We start from the raw sequence: 17,200 nt of genomic DNA, 5'->3' as shown, positions 1-17,200 counted from the left end.
TCCGACTATTCCACCGGCCTGAGGCCGCAGGCCAGGGTCCGCCGCTTTACGGGACGGGATGGGTGGATGTGGCGCCGGCGGCCCGTTCGGCGATCAGCGCGGCCACGCCGTCGAGGATGCGGGCGAGACCGAAGGCGAGCGCCTGGTTCTGCGGGCCGCCCGTACGTGCGGCCGCGATCGCCGCGCTGAGAGCCGGGAACCGGTCCTCCCGCCCCGAGACCAGGGCGGCGATGGCGTCGTCGAGAGCGCCCTCCGCGTCGGCGGGCATGCTCGCCGCCTGCTGGGCCAGGCTGCGCACGTGGCCGGCCAGGGTCGCCGCCACGTCCAGCATCTCGGCCCCGTGCAGCCCGGTGTCGGCGAGCGCGGCTACCGCCGCCTCCAGCCAGCCGAGCTCGTTGGGCCCGATGACGCGAGCACCGACGGCCGCCTCGGTCGCCCACGGGTGAGCGGCGAAGGCCGCGAAAAGCGCGTGGGACCAGGCATCCAGCGCCGTGCGCCAGTCGTGACCGGCAGGGGGAGGCGGGCCGCCCAGCCCGATGTCGAGCATCAGCGCGACCAGCTCGGCCTTGCCCGGCACGTAGCGGTAGAGCGCCATCTTGGTCACGCCGAGCTGGTCGGCGACCCGCTGCATGGTGACGGCCGCGAGGCCGTCCGAGTCGGCGATCGCGATGCCCGCGCGGGCGATGTCGTCCAGCGTGAACGCCGGCCGCGGCCCCCGTCGAGGGCCGGCAGGAGGCCCCCACAACAGCTTGTCCATCAGTCGCCACCTTAGGGGTTGCTGCCGGCAAGAAACTGTGTCTATCGTAAACAGCATCCGAGAGACACAGTAAGGGATGGATGAGAATGAAGATCCTGATCTCCGGCGCGGGCATAGCCGGGCCGGCGCTGGCCTGCCGCCTCGCCGACGCCGGAGCCGAGACCACCGTGGTCGAGGTGGCGCCCAGGCTGCGCACCAGCGGCTTCGCCGTCGACTTCCGCGGTCCCACGCACCTGCGGGTGCTGGAACGGCTTGGCGTGCTCGACGAGATCAAGGCCGTGCAGACCCATGCCGGCGCGATGCGGACGGTCGACGCGGACGGGAAGACGATCTTCGAGTTGCCGGTCGAGTTCGCCGGCGGCGACGTCGAGATCCGTCGTCGGGACCTGACCGCGGTGCTGCACCGGCGCAGCGCCGACCGCGTCCGCTACGTCTTCGGCGACTCGATTACCGCGATGCGCGACGGCCGCGACGGCGTCGACGTCGAGTTCAGAAGCGGCAACACCGGCCGGTACGACGCCGTCGTGGGCGCCGACGGCATCCACTCGACGGTGCGCCGGCTGGCCATGGGGCCGGAGGAGCGGTTCGTGAAGCACCTCGGCTACCACATCGCCGGCTGGGACGTCCCCAACGACCTGGGCGCGTTGACCGTCTCGCAGCAGTACAACGTGCCCGGGCGCATGGCCAGCGTCGCCGCGGACGACCGCGACCCGAGCCGGGCCGGCGCTCTCGCGGTCTGGGCGTCCAAGCCGCTCGGCGTCGGCTGGCACGACCTCGACGCGCAGAAGGCCGTGGTCCGCGAGACGTTCAAGGGGCTCGGCTGGCACGTGCCCCGGTTGCTGGCCGGGCTGGCCGACGCGCCGGAACTCTACTTCGACGCGATCAGCCGGGTCTCCGTGCCGACGTTGAGCAAAGGACGGATCGCGCTGCTCGGCGACGCGGCCTGGGGCGTGACGCTCGGCGGGATGGGCGTCGGCACCGGTGTGGTCGGCGCCTACGTGCTGGCCGGCGAGTTGGCCCGCACCGCTGGCGACGTCACGGCCGCGTTCACGGCCTACGAAGGCAGGATGCGGTCGTACGCGGGGCGCTGGCAGAAGGGCGCGAGCCCGGGTCATTTCCTCGCGCCGTCCAGCCGCGCCGGACTGTGGCTGCGCAACACGATGTTCCGCCGGGCGGCGGTCCGGCGCCTACTCGTCAGCAGTTCGACGGCCCTGGCCAGCGCCGCCGATCTGCCGGACTACCCCTGAAGGGGGATCACGGCGCTGACCGGAACGCACCGCGCCAGGTTTCGCCCGATCGGGGCGCGTCTGCCGGCCCGCCAGCGTCGTTAGGCCCAAGGCTGGTTGGCAGACGACCCCGGGGGCTGTTTTGACGTCCGTAGTTCCAAAGCCGATCGTGACGCGTCCATGGCCGGTGCGGGAACAGGTGCGCGGGAACGCTCTGTCGCGTCTGATCCGCACGACCGACGCGAAGCAGATCGGCATCCTGTATCTGACGACGAGTTTCGGGTTCTTCATCGCCGGCGGCATCATGGCGATGCTGATGCGCGCCGAGCTCGCCCGGCCCGGTATGCAGTTCCTGTCGCCGGAGCAGTACAACCAACTGTTCACGATGCACGGCACGATCATGCTGCTCCTGTTCGCGACGCCGATCCTGTTCGCGTTCGCGAACTTCGTCGTGCCGTTGCAGATCGGTGCGCCGGACGTCGCCTTCCCGCGGCTCAACGCGTTCGCGTACTGGCTCTACCTGTTCGGTGGCTCGCTGGTGCTGATCAGTTTCCTCACCCCAAGCGGGGCCGCGGACTTCGGCTGGTTCGCCTACACGCCGCTGAGCGACGTGGAGAACACGCCGGGCGTCGGCCCGAACATGTGGGTGTTCGGTCTCATCATCTCCGGTCTGGGCACGATCCTCGGCGCCGTCAACATGATCACCACGATCGTGACGCTGCGCGCGCCAGGCATGACGATGTTCCGGATGCCGATCTTCACCTGGAACATCCTGATCACCAGCGTGCTGGTCATCATGGTCTTCCCGCTGCTCGCGGCGACGTTGTTCGCACTCGGCGCGGACCGGATCCTGGACGCCAAGGTCTACGAGCCATCACATGGCGGGCCACTGCTGTGGCAGCACCTGTTCTGGTTCTTCGGGCATCCCGAGGTCTACATCGTCGCGCTGCCGTTCTTCGGCATCATCACCGAGGTCATCCCGGTCTTCTCCCGCAAGCCGCTGTTCGGCTACAAGGGCCTCGTCGGCGCGACGATCGCGATCGCGGCGCTGTCGATGAGCGTGTGGGCACACCACATGTTCGCCACCGGCCAGGTGCTGCTGCCGTTCTTCAGCTTCCTCAGTTATCTGATCGCGGTGCCGACCGGTGTGAAGTTCTTCAACTGGATCGGCAGCATGTGGCGCGGCCAGATCACGTTCGAGACACCCATGCTGTTCGCGATCGGCTTCCTGGTCACCTTCCTCCTCGGTGGGCTGACCGGCGTGCTGCTGGCCAGCCCGCCCGTGGACTGGCACGTCTCCGACTCGTATTTCGTGGTGGCGCACTTCCACTACGTGCTCTTCGGCACGATCGTGTTCGCCGTCTACTCGGGTGTGTACTTCTGGTTCCCCAAGATGTTCGGTCGGATGCTCGACGAACGACTCGGCAAGATTCACTTCTGGCTGACGTTCCTCGGGTTCCAGACGACGTTCCTGGTGCAGCACTGGCTGGGCAACGAGGGCATGCCCCGGCGGTACGCGGACTACCGGCCGAGCGACGGCTTCACCACGCTGAACGAGGTGTCGACGATCGGCGCCTTCATCCTCGGTGCCTCGACGTTGCCGTTCATCTACAACTGCTGGAAGGCGTACAAGGCCGGTCCGGTGGTGTTGGCCGACGACCCGTGGGGGCACGGCAACTCGCTGGAGTGGGCGACCTCCTCGCCGCCGCCGCTGCGCAACTTCGACCGGATGCCGCGGATCCGTTCCGAGCGACCGGCCTTCGACGAGAAGTTCCCGGAGCTCGCCGCCGGTGCACAGTCGATCGCCGGGCCGCCGGAGGGTGGCGCCAAGCCGTTCAGTCGCGAGTCGGACGGCGGAGCCTCGTACCCCGAGGACAAGCCCCGCCGCTAGCCGGCCGCAAACCAGGCATCGAGAAATTTCGTTAGGTCTATTTACTGTTAGGTTTGTTTACCTTACTCTTTGGGGCCAGAAGGGATCGGTATCGCTCTATGAAGTGAGGAGGACTTCATGCGTAGACGCATCATGCTTCCGGTGCTGACGGTCGCCGCCCTGCTGGTCTCGATGTTCCTGGCCGCGCCGGCTCAGGCGCACGGCTACATCTCCTCACCGCCCAGCCGGCAGGCGATGTGCGCGCAGGGCCGGGTTGCCAACTGCGGTGACATCGTGTACGAGCCGCAGAGCGTCGAAGCCCCCAAGGGCTCCATGCAGTGCAACGGTGGCGGCAGCCGCTTCTCCGTCCTCAACGACAACAGCCGCGCCTGGCCCGCGACCTCGGTCGGCCAGAGCGTGACGTTCAACTGGGTCATCACGGCCCGCCACGCCACGAGCACCTGGGAGTACTTCGTCGGCGGCAGCCGGATCGCCAGCTTCAACGACGGCGGCGCCCAGCCCGGCGCGACCAAGTCGCACAACGTCAGCCTCGGCGGCCGCACCGGCCGGCTCACCGTGCTGGCCCGCTGGAACGTCGCCGACACCAACAACGCCTTCTACGCCTGCGTCGACCTCCAGGTCGGCAGCGGCGGTGGTGGGACCAACCCGCCGCCGCCTCCGCCGCCGACGAGCTGCGGCACCGCGTGGAGCGCGAGCGCGGTCTACAACGGTGGCGCGATCGTCTCCTACAACGGCCGCCGCTGGCAGGCCCAGTGGTGGACGCAGGGCGAGACGCCCGGCACCACCGGCGAGTGGGGCGTCTGGCGCGACCAGGGCGCCTGCTCCTGAGGAATCGAGTTGCCCGCGCCGTCCGGCGGCGCGGGCCACTTGCCCTGCCCGCACCGGCAAGGAGGCCTCGGTGACCGGACGACGCGCGTTTCTCGCGGCGGTGCTGTTGCTCGTGGCGGGTTGTGCGGGACCCGCACCCGCCGCGCCACCGTCCTACAACGACACCGACGTGATGTTCCTGCAGATGATGCTCGCCCACCACGAGCCGGCCGCGAAGCTGCTGACGCTGGGGGAGAAGCAGGCCAGCCGGCCGGAGGTCAAGGCCGTGGCCACCGAGATCGCGACCGCGCAGGCGGCCGAGACGGCCACGATCAGATCCCGGTTGAGCGGTTGGGACGAGCCGCTGGTCTCCGCCGCGCACGCCGGCCTGCACGAGGCCCACGGCGGCCTGCCGTTGCTGGACGACGCCGAGCTGCTGCGGCTGGCCGGGCTGACGGGCGGCGAGTTCGACAGCACCTTCCTCACGATGTTGATCGGCCACCAGCACGGCGCGGTGGAGCTGGCCCGCATGGAGACCGCGACCGGCGTCGACCCTCCGACGCGCGAGCTCGCGGCCCGCACCGACGAGACCGTCCGTACCCAGATCCAGCGGCTGCTCCGGATGGTCGGCTAGAACACGACGCGGGCGGCTTCGAGGGGGCTGTCCTTCGGCAACTCGACTCCGTCGCGGCCCGACAGGTGCAGCATCATCGCCAGCGTGTCGGCGGTGACCGACTCGACCGGTGCGCCGCGGCCGATCTCCCAGACGCCACCGGCCGGGCCGGTCAGCTCGAGCCGCAGCGGCGGGCGCTGCCAGCCGAGGTCCAGCTCGCGGACCACCTGGCCGACGATCTCGTGGTCGTGGTCGTCCACGTCGAACACCCCGCCGGTCGCCCGGGCCAGCTCCATGCGGTGCATCCAGGTGTCGCGCGGCAGGATCACGTCGGCCAGATAGCCGAGGTTCGACTCCTGCAACGGCGACTCGGGGAAGAACCGCAGGGTCGAGATCCGCCGGAACAGCCCCGGCATCAGGCGGACCCGCTTGAGGGCGACCGGGCCGTGCCGCTTCAGGTGCGCGAACAGCTCGATCGGCGACAGCCCGCCCAGCTCGTCGATCTGCACCTGGTTGTGCCCGTCGAGGGCGATCTTGTCCGGGTAGCGGCTGCGCGCGACCCGCAGCCGGTGCAGCAGCACCGTCGGCTTGCTGAGCTCCTCGTACTGCCCGCAGACGTGCGCGACGACGTCCTTGACCGTCCAGCCCCGGCAGTCGGTCGGCCTGGCCCAGTCCGTGTCGTCGAGGGACGCCAGCGCGGCGCCGAAGGCGCGTAGCTCCGCCGCGGCCACCTCTGCCGCCCGGCGCCGGCTCAGCGCTTGCGGCTGGGTGTCGATAGCCATCGCGATCACCTCTCTCTTAGAAAGCTAAGCGCGACACGCCAGGCATTCGCGCCCAATCCTGCCAACTTCCGTGATTCGCCTCTTATGCGAAGTTTCTCTGCATATATTCGGCCCTGGGAGTGTTGTGAAGGGAGAAACCAATGGGGAAACTGCGCACGAGGGTGGGCTTGGGCGCGGCGGTGGTCGGGTTCGCGCTGGCGCTGAGCTCGCCGGCGTTCGCGGACGGTGCTCGCTTTCAGATCACCAGTCCGCAGACCGGCTCGACCATCTCGAACACACCGACCGTGCGGGGCGTCGGGCAGCCTGGCGCCCGGGTCGCGGTCGAGGCACTGAGCCAGCGCAACAACGACAACAACCACTGGAACAACGGCAACCAGCCAGGCAACAACGGCAACCAGCCGGGCAACAACGGCAACGGCAACGGCCGGCCTGACAACAACGGCAGCGGCCGACCCGACAACAACGGCAACGGCCGACCCGACAACAACGGCAACGGCCGGCCCGACAACAACGGCCAGCCTGGCGACAACGGTCCCGGCAACGGTCCGGGCACCGGCCCGGCCAACAACGGTCCTGGCGGCCGGCCGAGCACCGGACCCAACAACAACGGAGCCGCCAACAACGGTCCGGGCAGCAACGGCAACCAGTGGAACGAGGACCGGCAGGAGAGCGACGCTGCCGCGGCCGGGACCTGCAACACCACGGTCGGCCAGAACGGCTACTGGTCCTGCACGATCTCGCCGCGCCTGCGGCCCGGGACCTACCGGATCGTCGCCCGGCAGAGCATCCCGGGTGGCGGCAACGAGGTCTCCTCCGTCGACAACCTGACCGTGCCCGGCGGCGCGCTGCCGGTCACCCCGGGTCCCGACCCGGTGCCGGTCGTCGCGGGCGGCCTGGTGCTGCTCGCCGGTGGCGCGATCGTCGTCGCCGCGACCCGCACCCGCCGCCGCGGGAAGCACGCGGCCTAGGTGCCCACACCAGAGGTGGAGTCGCCCCCGTTCGTGGGCGGCTCCACCTTCGGCATTGTCCAGGTTGCGGTGGGGTAAGGACGAGATCGTGACCGACAAGCACGAACGCCCGCCGGGGCTCGACGACGACACGGTGGCCGCCCTCGGCAAGCTCAGCGAGGCCTTGGAGACCGTCGAGCGGGTACGCGGCCACCTGTACTCGATGCACCAGCTCACCGGGCACGCCGACCTGATGCTCGACGAGGCGGTCGACCTGCTGCGCCGCGCCGGCCACGACGAGTTCGCCGACGCGGTGCGCGACGACCTGATCGGCCGCAACGTCATCGAGGGCCGCTGGACGTACCAGATCGTCGAGGACTACGACGAGGGCTACTACGCGGCCTTCCGCGACCTGGAGGCCCGCGCCCGCGAGCGGCTGGCCGGCGGGCGCCGCCACCTCTTCGAGGCGGAGATGAAAGAGCGGCGCCGCACCAAGGGCCGCCCCGGCCACGAGGCCGGACCCTAGGGGTTCCTGGTGCCGCTCAGCACCGCGGCCGGGCGCAGGACCGAGTCCAGCCAGCCGAACGCCCGCGCGTGGAACAGCGTCCGGGCGCCCGCCTCGCAGTGGTCGCCCGCGCCCTCCGCCACGGTGAAGGTGATCAGCTCCTTGCGGGTGGTCAGCGCGTCGTAGAGCTCGGGCGCCTGGGCGCCGAGCGGGTCGGACTCCGCGTGGCAGACCAGGGTCGGGCAGGTGATCCGCCCGGCGCGGCCCTTGAGCGTGTAGTCCCGGAGCATGTCCAGGTAGGTCATCGAGTCGGCCGCGCCGTGCACGAGCTGACCCCGGCGCAACGACCAGCCGGCGGTCGGCCGGCGGTCCATGCCGCGGAGCACCCGGCGCAGCAGCGCCGCCGACGACGAGCGCCCCTCGGCGAAGCCACGCGCCACGGGCGCGGGCATCCGCTGGAGCACCGCGTCGAACAGGTCGTACTGGCCGCCGTCGGCGATGCACGCCGCCAGCCGGTGCTCACCGGAGGCCGCCCTCGGCGCGAGGTAACCGCCGAGGCTGAGCCCGATCAGGGCGATCCGGTTGACGTCGACGTCCGGCAGGCCGAGCACGAAGTCGACCACTGGAGTCAGCACGTTCTCGTAGTCCGGCCGCATGACCATCCCACGCTGGAGCAGGGCGGTGCCCTGCCCCGGGCCGTCGAAGGTCAACACGTCGTAGCCCCGGGCCAGCGCGGCCGCGCCGTTGAAGAAGTAGCCCTCCTCGGCCGTGCTGTCGTAGCCGCCCAGGCAGATCAACATCGGCCGGTCCCGCGAGTCTCCGGCGCGGAAGAGATAGCCGGGCAGCGAGCCGTCCGGGAACGGGATCTCCACCTGCTTGGGCGGGAGCGGCAACAGGGCGGCGCCGCGCCGGAACGCGTCGGTCTGCCGCAGGTTGGCCTCGACCACCCGCCGGTCCAGGGGCGCGCCGAGCAGCATCGTGCCGGCGTTGCGGAAGTAGCTCGACGCCCGCCAGTACGCCAGCCGGGCGCTCTCCACGTGCCCCGCGGCCTCCTCGGCCTCGGCCAGCGCCTGGAGCCGGTTGGCGGTCAGCGTCCACTCGCCGTACCAGCTGTCCAGGTCCGTGCCCTGGACTCGGGCCAGCGTCGCCAGGCACTCGCCGATGTCGGCGCCCCCGTACGGGGTGTGTCCCATGGTCCGCAGCGTCTGTGCACCGAACAGCTCGTCCTTGGCGCCGATCCTGGTCATCGGAACCTCCACCTGGGCTGGCCTCTGGCCAGCGTCGCACGGCCCGGACTGGCAGGCTGGACAAAGCCGAAAGCAGGGAGAATCGGATCATGACCACGCGGGGGTACGAAGACTCGGAGCTGCCGCCGATCGTCCGGGAGCTGGTGGTGCCGGTCGGGCCGACCGAGGCGTTCGACCTGTTCACCGGCCGGATCGGCGACTGGTGGCCGAGGGCGTTCACGGCCGGCGGCGACGCGCTCGCAGCCGTGGTCCTGGAGCCCCGCGTCGGTGGCCGGGTCTACGAGCGGGCCGCCGACGGCACCGAGTACGAGTGGGGCGAGGTCGCCATCTGGGAGCTGTCGGCCCGGGTCGCGCTGAGCTGGACCCACGGCCTGCGCACGCCGGGCGCCACGCTCGTCGACGTGAGCTTCACCCCGGACGGCTCGGCCACCGACGTGCGCCTGGAGCACAGCGGCTGGCACGCCGACCAGGCCGCCGACCAGGCCCGCTTCGCCGAGGACGGTGGCTGGACCCGGGTCCTCGAGTCCTACCGCGCGAAGGCGGCCTAGACCCGCCGGGCGACGGTGACGGCGGCCGCACCGAGCAGGGTCGAGAGCGTCAGGGTGCCGGCGAAGGACCACCAGGCGCCGATGCCGGCCAGCGACTGGAACAGCAGGCCGGCCAGCGCCAGGGCGAGGCTGCCGCCGACCACGTCGGCGATGCTCTTGGCGGCCGTGTTGAAGCCCTGGGTGCCGGGCGCCGAGGCGGCCAGCACCAGCGTGCTGACGCGGGGATACATGAGGCCCATCCCGGCGCCGGCCAGCAGCCAGCCGGCACCAACGAACAGCCAGTGCGGGCTGACCAGGGCGGTCACCAGCTCCGCGGCGGCGCCGGTGGCCAGGAAGAGCGCGCCGAGCCGGAGCACCGCCGAGTCGGTCCAGCGGGCACCGATGCGGCCCTGCACGTGTGAGCCGGCGGCCCAGGCGATCGCGCCGACGGTCAGCGTGAAGCCGGACAGCCAGCCGGGCAGCCCGTAGCGGTCGTGCAGGAGCAGCGGCAGGTAGACCTCGGTGCTGAAGAAGGTGCCACCGGCGGCGGCGCTGAGCAGCACCGCGCCGGGCAGGCCCGGTCGGCCGCGCAGCGTGCCGGTCGGCAGGAGCGTGCGGACGGTGGCCAGCACGAGCGCGCCGGCGACCGCCACTACCAGCCACCCGCGGGCGTCGGCCAGCTCGCTGGACAGCCCGGCCGCCACCGCCGCGGCGGCCACCACCGCGGCCGCGCCGATCCGCCGGCCGGCACCGGCCGAGGCCGTGCCGGGCGGGACCACGGTGGACCGCAACACCGGCAGGATCACCAAGGTCGCGGCGGCGACCAGCACCAGCACGCCGAGGAACACCCAGTGCCAGCTCCACGCGTCGGCCACCAGACCGGCGACGAACGGGCCGACCATCGACGGCACCACCCAGGCGGCGGCGAACAGCCCGAAGATGCGCGGGTGCAGCGCGGCCGGGTAGACGGCGGCGACCAGCACGTACAGCGCGACCGTGATGCCGCCCGCGCCCAGGCCTTGGAGGAACCGGCCGGCCACGAAGACGCCCATGGTGCCGGCCGTGCCGGCCACCGCCAGGCCGAGCGCGAACACGACGATCGACACGAGCAAGGCCCGCCTGGGGCCGCGTCGGTCGGCCCAGGCACCGGCGGCCACGCTGCCGACCACGCTGGCCGCCGTGGTCGCCACGAACGCCAGCGAGTAGAGCGCGCGGCCGTCGAGCTCGGCCGTGATGGTGGGCATCACGGTGGTGACCGCGAGGGCCTCGAACGCGGCCAGGAACACGAGGCTGGTCGAGCCGGCGGTGGCCAGCGCGTACCGGCGGCCGAACAGCTGGGTGTCGGGTTCGACAGCGGTGAGGGTCACCGCACGATGATGGGACCTCAAGTGGGCTTGAGGTCAACCAGGTTTCAGCCCTCCGGCGTGTGCTCCGGCGGCACGACCTCGTCGTCGCGCACCGGGCCGGGCGGGGTGCCGTCGCCGAACGGGCGCCCACCGAGTGCCTCGCGGCCGTGCGGCGTGAGCCAGCCCGACAGGTCCGGGCCGGACGGCACGATGCCGGTCGGGTTGATGTCGCGGTGCACCTCGTAGTAGTGGCGCTTGATGTGGTCGAAGTCGACGGTGTCGCCGAACCCCGGCGTCTGGAACAGGTCCCGCGCGTACGCCCAGAGCACCGGCATCTCGGTCAGCTTCTGCCGGTTGCACTTGAAATGTCCGTGGTAGACGGCGTCGAAGCGGACCAGCGTGGTGAACAGCCGCACGTCGGCCTCGGTGATCGTGTCACCGACCAGGTAGCGCTGGCCTTCGAGCCGGTCCGAGAGCCGGTCGAGCCGATCGAAGAGCCGGGTGTACGCCTTCTCGTAGGCCTCCTGCGACCCCGCGAAGCCGGCCCGGTAGACGCCGTTGTTGACGTCCTTGAAGACCACCTCGTTGACCGCGTCGATCTCCGGGCGCAGCGCCTCCGGGTAGAGCTCCGGCGCACCCGGGCGCTGGTGGTCGCGCCACTCCAGCGACATGTCGATCGTGATCTGCGGGTAGTCGTTCGTGACCACCTCGCCCGTTGTGACGTCGACGATGGCCGGCACCGTGATGCCCCGCTCGTAGCCGGGGAACCGCTTGAAGAACGCCTGCTGGAGCCGCTCGTAGCCGAGCACCGGATCGACGCCGCCCGGATCGAGGTCGAAGGTCCAGCTCCGCTTGTCGTGCGTCGGCCCCGCGATGGCCATGGAGATCGCGTTCTCCAGCCCGAGCAGCCGCCGGACGATCACCGCCCGGCTGGCCCACGGGCATGCCCGACTGACCACCAACCGGTAACGGCCGGGCTCCACCGGGTAACCGTCGCGGCCGTCCCGGGTGATCCGGGAGGCGATATAGCGCTGGTCACGGGTGAACTCGCCGGCGGGGTTGAGGTAGACGCCCTGCTCGGTCGTGGTGTCGGACATGTGTCCCATAGTGCCTCGCGATCCGGCCGGGCGCCCGTCCAGATCTTCCCGCCGGGTTGCGCCGCGGGGTAGCTTGACCAAGCATCGATGCTGGTCGAGTTTCCCGTCCCGAACGCCAGGAGGCATTCATCCATGTGCGTCAACGACAACGAAGCACACCAGAGCGCTCCTCCGCTGACGGAGGAGCAGCGGACCACCCTGACCCGGCGCGGCGCGCTGCGAGCCGCGACCGTCGCGGCGGCAGCGGGGGCCGTCGGGGCCGTCGGTCTCGGCGCCACGCCGGCCAGCGCGAGCGGTCGCGGTGGCAACCACGGCCGCGTGCCGCGCGACAACATCAGCGTGCAGCTCTACACCCTGCGTGACCAGCTCGCCGCGGACCTGCCGGGCACGCTGCGCGCACTCGCCGACATCGGCTACACCCGGGTCGAGCACGCCGGTTTCGTCGGCCGCACCGCCGCCCAGTTCAAGGCCGCTCTGGACGCGGTCGGGCTGCGGGCGACGTCCGGGCACGTCGGCATACCGCAGCCGTTCGACGCCGCGGCGTGGCAGGCCGCTCTGGCCGACGCCCGGCTGCTCCGCCAGCGCTACATCGTCCACCCGTTCTTCGGGGTGGGCGCGAACGGCATCATCCGCGACTCGGCGACCTACCGGGCGTTCGCCCGCGACCTCAACAAGGCCGGCGCGCTGGCCAAGAAGGCCGGTCTGCGGTTCGGCTACCACAACCACCACTTCGAGTTCTTCCGTCTCGACGGTGGCACCACCACCGGCTGGGACATCCTCACCAATGAGACCGATCCCGACCTGGTGCACCTCGAGGTCGACCTGTTCTGGGTCACCCGGGGAGCGCACGACCCGGTCGACGTGATCCGCGAGAACCGCGGGCGCATCAAGCAGTTCCACGTCAAGGACATGAACGACGCCGGCTCGTTCGCGGACGTCGGCGCCGGTCTGATCGACTTCGCGCGCATCTTCCAGCACGGTCGCGAGGCCGGCATCGACGAGTTCATCGTCGAGCGCGACGACGCCGGCACGGCACCGCGCACACCGGCGCAGTCGATCGACACGGCCCGCGTCGGTTACAACTACCTGGCCAACCTGAGGTTCTAAAGAGGACGGCCGCGGTTCGGCTCAGCCGACCGGCGTGGGCGAACCGCGGCCGAACTCCTCGCGCAGTGCCCGCATGGCGTGCTCGACGACCTCGATGAGCGTCTGCTTGACCGCCTCGCGACGACGGGCGTCGGTCATCAGCAACGGCACGCTCGGCGGGATGGCGAGCGCCTCGCGCACCTCGTCGGCCTCGTAGGTCGGCGCGCCGTCGAAGCAGTTGAGCGCCACGAGGTACGGCAGGTTGTGCTTCTCGAAGTAGTCGAGCGGTGCGAACGCGTCGGTGATCCGCCGGGTGTCGACCAGCACCACCGCACCGACCGCGCCGCGGACGAGCTCGTCCCACATGAACCAGAACCGGGTCTGACCGGGCGTGCCGAACAGGTACAGGATCAGGTCCTCGGCCATCGTGATGCGGCCGAAGTCCATCGCCACTGTGGTGGTCTCCTTCTCCGGCACCTTGGACCGGTCGTCGATCCCCGAGCCGGCCGTGGTGAGCAGCGCTTCAGTGGTCAGCGGGGTGATCTCGGAGACCGCGCCGACCATCGTGGTCTTGCCGACGCCGAAGCCACCGGCGATCACGATCTTCGCCGGGATGATGCCCCGCTCGCGGTCAGAGCCTGCGTAGTCCACTTAGCACCCTCTCCAACAGTTCCATCCGTTCCTCAAAGCGCTGGGCGGGTGCGGCGCTGTGCAGCGTCAGCAGCCTCTCGCCGACCATGTCCGCCACGATCACCCGAGCGACGCCGAGCGGCAGGCGGGTGTACGCGGCGATCTCGGCCAGGGACTGGGGCGTGGCTTGGCAGATCTGCGCGATGCGGTACTTGTCGTGACCGGCGAACCTGGCCTCGGTGACCGCGTGCGCGCTGGCCGTCAGGACGGCCTCGAGGGCGATGTGACGCGACGGCTCGGTGCGGCCGCGGGTAACCGCGTACGGGCGCACCAGCGCGCCCCTGGGATCGCCGTGCGGCGGTTCCATGCGCGGTTACCTCCTCGCGGTTGTGCGGGGGCGGCACGTTCTCGTCCACTGTGCTACGACCGGCGGCCGATCGCGGCTTCGCGGCGCTCGGGGGAGAGGGCCTTGCCGACCCGTTCGACCAGCAGGGCCATCTCGTAGCCGACCTGGCCGACGTCGCTGTTGCGCCCGGCCAGCACGGCCATCGACGACCCGTCGCTGATCGACATCAGGAACAGGTAGCCGCTGTGCATCTCGATCACGGTCTGGAGCACGTTGCCGCCGTCGAACATCCGCGCGGCCCCGGTGGTCAGGCTGACCACGCCGGCGGTGATCGCCGAGAGCTGGTCGGCCCGGTCCGGGGGTAGGTCCCGCGACGAGGCGAGCAGGAGGCCGTCGGCGGAGACGGCGACCACGTGGGCGATGCCGGCGACGCTGTCGGCGAAGTTGCTCAGCAACCAGGCCATGTCCTGCATGGTCGGTGCCCTGTTCATCGGGTCTCCTTGCTCGCGTCGGGTTGGCCCGGCTCGGCGCCGGCCGTGCGTCCCCGCTGGACGCCGCGGTGGTAGGCGGACAGCAGGCCGCGGACCTCTTCCGGCGCGCGCTTGACGCCCTCCCGCGGACGGGTCTCCACTCCGCCGGGCACGAGCTGGGCCTGCGGCACCCGCTTGGGCAGGCCGGACCGGGTGGTGCCGTCGGTCGCCGGCTTCGACGCCCGGTTGGCCCGTGCCCAGCCTTCGTCGGCGGCGGTCCGCCAGAGCTCGTCGTCCGCCGCCGACGGTGCGCTCGGCCGGGCGGGGCTCCCCGTCGGCTGGGTCGGGACGGCGGACGGAGCGGGCGCGGGCGGCGGCACGGGTGCGGCCGGCGGAGGCGGGCCAGGTGCGGCCGCCGGGCCGCTGGTCGGCGGGAGATAGTTGTCGGGCAGGTGCAGGATCTGGGTGGAGCCGTGGCCGTGCGACTGGAACCAGACGGCTTCCATCTCCCGGAAGATCGGCATTTCGGTGGTCGCCTCCCGGCTGGGCTCGGCGAGCAGTGCGGTCTCGCCGCCCACGACGGGTGGCACGGTCGCGCTCGGTGCGGGTGGAATCGGTGACGGCGGCGCCGGTGGTGCGAACCCGGGCCGCTGCGGCAGGGGGATGTCCCACTGGGCCGGCGCGGCCGGCGGTTCGGCGAGCGTGGTCGCCGAGGCGCGGTTGGCCCACGCACTGCCGCCGGCCGTGTTGCCGTTCAGTGAGGCGGACGCCGGCACCCGTTTGCGCGGCAGCAGGGTCGGCGGGTGGCCCGCGTGCTGCGGCACGACCACGATCTCGGCCGGCAGCGTGACGAGGGCGACGGTGCCCTGGTCGAGAGTGCGGCGCAGCTCGACCTGGATCCGGTAGCGTGCCGCCAGGCGCGCCACGACCGCGAGGCCCATCAGCCGGAACGCCGAGACGTCGACCGGCGACGGCGCCGACAGCCGCTGGTTGAGCACCTCGATCTGGTCGTCGTCGAGGCCGAGGCCGCGGTCTTCGACCTGGACCACCACGTAGTCACGGATCCGCCGGGCGTCGGCCACCACCACGGTGTTCGGCGGGGAGAAGCGGGTCGCGTTGTCGAGCAGCTCCGACAGGATCCGGACGACGTCGTTGACCGCCTTGGCCGACACGGAGATGTCCGGGTCGACCGTGCCGAACTCGATCCGGTTGTAGGCCTCCACCTCGGACTGTGCGGCGCGCAGCGCGTCGATGAGCAACGCGTCCTCACGTCGTGGTGGCGCGGTGTCGGCACCGGCCAGCACCAACAGGTTCTCGTCGTTGCGGCGCATCCGGGTGGCGAGGTGGTCGAGCACGAACAGCTTGGCCAGCCGCTTCGGGTCCTCCTCGCCGCGCTCGATCGAGTCGAGCTCGCCGATGATCCGGTCGACCAGGGTCTGGCTGCGCCGGGCCAGGGTCAGGAACATCGCGGAGACGCTGGTGCGCAGCGCGGCCTGCTCCGCCGCGATCCGGACCGCCTCGCGGTGCACCACGTTGAAGGCCGCGGCGACCTCGCCCACCTCGTCGCGGTTGGTCAGGCGGATGGGGTCGCGTACCCCGTTGACGATCTCCTCGACGCCGCCCTCGCCCAGCTTCTCGAGCTCACGCAGCCGGCCGACCGCCTCGGGCAGGCTGTCGTTGGCCACGGTGAGCGCGCCGTCGCGCAGGCGGAACAGCGAGCGGTTGAGCGACCGGGCGATGACGATCGCGAGGAGCAGCGCGACCAGCAGCACGGTGAGCACCAGCGTGCCCTCGATCGTCGCCTGTCGCACCGCCGCGGCGCGGGCGTCGTCCGCCTGGCCGAGCAGGTCCCGCTCGAGGTTGGTCTCGGCGTAGCGCATCAGGTCGTTGACCGCGCCGATGGCCGGGCTGCCGACCGCGGCCGGGAACGGTGCCGCCTCGCCGACCGAGCGGGTCAGCTGGGCGGAGACCTGGTCTGCGAGCAGCGACGCGTCGCCCGTGACGGTCCGGTCGACCGCGCCCTGCTGGGCCGCCGAGGCCGAACCGGCGAAGGCTGCGAACGCCTCCTGCTGACTGGTCAGCGTCGCGACGAAGGCGGAGAACTGCTCCTGGCTCAGGCCACCCGCGGACAGCGCGGCGAAGACCACCGCCTCCTCCTCGGCCGTGGCGGCCTTGGCGCGGGCGAAGGCGGCCATCGCACGCAGGCTGTCCGCGAGGTCGCCCTCGCCGGACACCTGCCCGACCGCTTCGCCGTAGGCAACCAGGTCGCCCAGCACGACGCCGTAGCGCAACGTCGCCTCGGCGACCGACATCTGGCCGCGGGCCAGCGTCTCCTCCCGGATCCCGGCCAGCCCGGCCAGGTGGTCGTCGATCGCGGCGAGCCGGTTGCGCACCGACCCCGGCAGGTCGGGCAGGTTGGCCCGGCGGGCCTGGTAGGTGGTCACGAGCGCGTCGGTGCTGCGCACCCGCAGGTTGTACGCGTCCGCCTTGGCCTCCGGCGTGGCCAGGAACGCGGCGGCGGCCATGCGCTCCTTGTGCAGGTTCTGCGTCAACGCCGAGACGTCGATCGACAGCTCAGACAGGGAGCGGATGAGCGTCGCATCGGAGGCCTGGCGGGACACGTCGACCAGCCGCACCGCGGCGAGCGCGATAACGGCGACCAACGGCACCAGCAACAGCAGACCGAGCTTCGAGCGGATGCGCGCGTCCGCGAGGCGCGGCAGCCCGCGCCGTTCCAGCCCAGTGGTCCTGGGGCCGCGCGTAGGCAGCGTCATCCGTCCGGTGGTCACGCCATCGCCTCCGTGGTGGGTTACGTGGCGGGTCCGCCACCGGTCGTCACGGCGCCCCCGCGGCTCACGCGGCACGGCGGCGATTTCATCAGTTTCTGGGGGTGTACGGAAGGGGGATGGCGGTAGCAAACGGT

General features: G+C 71.3%; 17 protein-coding genes. 8 read left to right on the top strand and 9 right to left on the bottom strand.

Annotated features, from left to right (window positions below; genetic code table 11):
* Window positions 1–46: 46 nt before the first annotated feature.
* Complete coding sequence (locus AB0J88_RS25985) at window positions 47–757, bottom strand: helix-turn-helix domain-containing protein (RefSeq protein WP_364351572.1); 711 nt, start codon at window positions 755–757, stop codon at window positions 47–49.
* An 86-nt stretch (window positions 758–843) separates the two neighbouring features.
* Here AB0J88_RS25985 and AB0J88_RS25980 point away from each other — a divergent pair, with 86 nt between their 5' ends.
* The 4 genes from AB0J88_RS25980 to AB0J88_RS25965 all read left to right on the top strand — a co-directional run bounded on the left by AB0J88_RS25980 (window position 844) and on the right by AB0J88_RS25965 (window position 5,315).
* A complete protein-coding gene (locus AB0J88_RS25980; protein ID WP_364351575.1) occupies window positions 844–2,004 on the top strand; it encodes an FAD-dependent monooxygenase in 1,161 nt (386 codons plus the stop codon).
* Between the two features lie 121 nt (window positions 2,005–2,125).
* The gene (gene ctaD / locus AB0J88_RS25975; RefSeq protein WP_364351578.1) at window positions 2,126–3,874 is read left to right on the top strand and encodes a cytochrome c oxidase subunit I; all 1,749 of its coding nucleotides are present in this window, start codon (window positions 2,126–2,128) and stop codon (window positions 3,872–3,874) included.
* Between the two features lie 117 nt (window positions 3,875–3,991).
* Window positions 3,992–4,702 (top strand): lytic polysaccharide monooxygenase, encoded by a 711-nt coding sequence (locus tag AB0J88_RS25970; RefSeq protein WP_364351581.1) that lies wholly within the window; start codon window positions 3,992–3,994, stop codon window positions 4,700–4,702.
* A 70-nt stretch (window positions 4,703–4,772) separates the two neighbouring features.
* On the top strand, window positions 4,773–5,315 hold the full coding sequence (locus AB0J88_RS25965; RefSeq protein WP_364351584.1) for a DUF305 domain-containing protein: 543 nt from the start codon (window positions 4,773–4,775) through the stop codon (window positions 5,313–5,315).
* On the opposite strand, the gene AB0J88_RS25960 is transcribed toward AB0J88_RS25965, so the two are convergent.
* Complete coding sequence (locus AB0J88_RS25960; RefSeq protein ID WP_364351587.1) at window positions 5,312–6,076, bottom strand: maleylpyruvate isomerase family mycothiol-dependent enzyme; 765 nt, start codon at window positions 6,074–6,076, stop codon at window positions 5,312–5,314. The two genes, AB0J88_RS25965 and AB0J88_RS25960, sit on opposite strands and share 4 nt — an antisense overlap.
* A 140-nt stretch (window positions 6,077–6,216) precedes the next feature.
* Between AB0J88_RS25960 and AB0J88_RS25955 the strand changes: the two genes are divergently transcribed.
* A complete protein-coding gene (locus AB0J88_RS25955; protein WP_364351590.1) occupies window positions 6,217–7,044 on the top strand; it encodes a hypothetical protein in 828 nt (275 codons plus the stop codon).
* Window positions 7,045–7,132: 88 nt separating this feature from the next.
* The gene (locus AB0J88_RS25950) at window positions 7,133–7,549 is read left to right on the top strand and encodes a hypothetical protein (protein ID WP_364351593.1); all 417 of its coding nucleotides are present in this window, start codon (window positions 7,133–7,135) and stop codon (window positions 7,547–7,549) included.
* Here the strand turns inward: AB0J88_RS25950 and AB0J88_RS25945 are convergent.
* Window positions 7,546–8,775, bottom strand: a complete 1,230-nt coding sequence (locus AB0J88_RS25945) for an alpha/beta hydrolase (RefSeq protein ID WP_364351596.1) — start codon at window positions 8,773–8,775, stop codon at window positions 7,546–7,548. The two genes, AB0J88_RS25950 and AB0J88_RS25945, sit on opposite strands and share 4 nt — an antisense overlap.
* 89 nt (window positions 8,776–8,864) lie before the next feature.
* Between AB0J88_RS25945 and AB0J88_RS25940 the strand changes: the two genes are divergently transcribed.
* Entirely contained in the window at window positions 8,865–9,323 is a 459-nt protein-coding gene (locus tag AB0J88_RS25940; RefSeq protein ID WP_364351599.1) for an SRPBCC domain-containing protein, read from the top strand.
* Here the strand turns inward: AB0J88_RS25940 and AB0J88_RS25935 are convergent.
* Both AB0J88_RS25935 and AB0J88_RS25930 read right to left on the bottom strand, forming a co-directional pair.
* Window positions 9,320–10,669 carry an MFS transporter gene (locus AB0J88_RS25935; protein ID WP_364351602.1) on the bottom strand — a complete coding sequence of 450 codons (1,350 nt, stop codon included), beginning with the start codon at window positions 10,667–10,669 and terminating at the stop codon, window positions 9,320–9,322. The two genes, AB0J88_RS25940 and AB0J88_RS25935, sit on opposite strands and share 4 nt — an antisense overlap.
* Window positions 10,670–10,713: 44 nt before the next feature.
* Window positions 10,714–11,754: a glutathione S-transferase C-terminal domain-containing protein gene (locus AB0J88_RS25930; RefSeq protein ID WP_364351605.1), complete on the bottom strand. Its 1,041-nt coding sequence runs from the start codon at window positions 11,752–11,754 to the stop codon at window positions 10,714–10,716.
* Window positions 11,755–11,877: 123 nt separating this feature from the next.
* On the opposite strand from AB0J88_RS25930, the gene AB0J88_RS25925 reads away from it, so the two are divergent.
* Entirely contained in the window at window positions 11,878–12,852 is a 975-nt protein-coding gene (locus AB0J88_RS25925) for a sugar phosphate isomerase/epimerase (protein ID WP_364351608.1), read from the top strand.
* 21 nt (window positions 12,853–12,873) lie between these two features.
* On the opposite strand, the gene AB0J88_RS25920 is transcribed toward AB0J88_RS25925, so the two are convergent.
* The 4 genes from AB0J88_RS25920 to AB0J88_RS25905 are packed head-to-tail and all read right to left on the bottom strand — an operon-like array spanning window position 12,874 to window position 17,051.
* Entirely contained in the window at window positions 12,874–13,482 is a 609-nt protein-coding gene (locus AB0J88_RS25920; protein ID WP_364351611.1) for an ATP/GTP-binding protein, read from the bottom strand.
* Window positions 13,463–13,828 carry a DUF742 domain-containing protein gene (locus AB0J88_RS25915; protein ID WP_364351614.1) on the bottom strand — a complete coding sequence of 122 codons (366 nt, stop codon included), beginning with the start codon at window positions 13,826–13,828 and terminating at the stop codon, window positions 13,463–13,465. Before AB0J88_RS25915 ends, AB0J88_RS25920 begins: the two co-directional genes overlap by 20 nt.
* Window positions 13,829–13,881: 53 nt before the next feature.
* Window positions 13,882–14,298: a roadblock/LC7 domain-containing protein gene (locus AB0J88_RS25910; RefSeq protein ID WP_364351617.1), complete on the bottom strand. Its 417-nt coding sequence runs from the start codon at window positions 14,296–14,298 to the stop codon at window positions 13,882–13,884.
* A complete protein-coding gene (locus AB0J88_RS25905) occupies window positions 14,295–17,051 on the bottom strand; it encodes a nitrate- and nitrite sensing domain-containing protein (RefSeq protein WP_364352081.1) in 2,757 nt (918 codons plus the stop codon). The genes AB0J88_RS25910 and AB0J88_RS25905 overlap by 4 nt, the downstream gene beginning before the upstream one ends.
* Between the last annotated feature and the right edge of the window lie 149 nt (window positions 17,052–17,200).

The organism is Asanoa sp. NPDC049475, assembly GCF_040676915.1.
Lineage (GTDB): Bacteria > Actinomycetota > Actinomycetes > Mycobacteriales > Micromonosporaceae > Asanoa.
The sequence above is the reverse complement of the archived record's forward strand: the minus strand, read 5'-3'. Positions and strand labels throughout refer to the sequence as shown.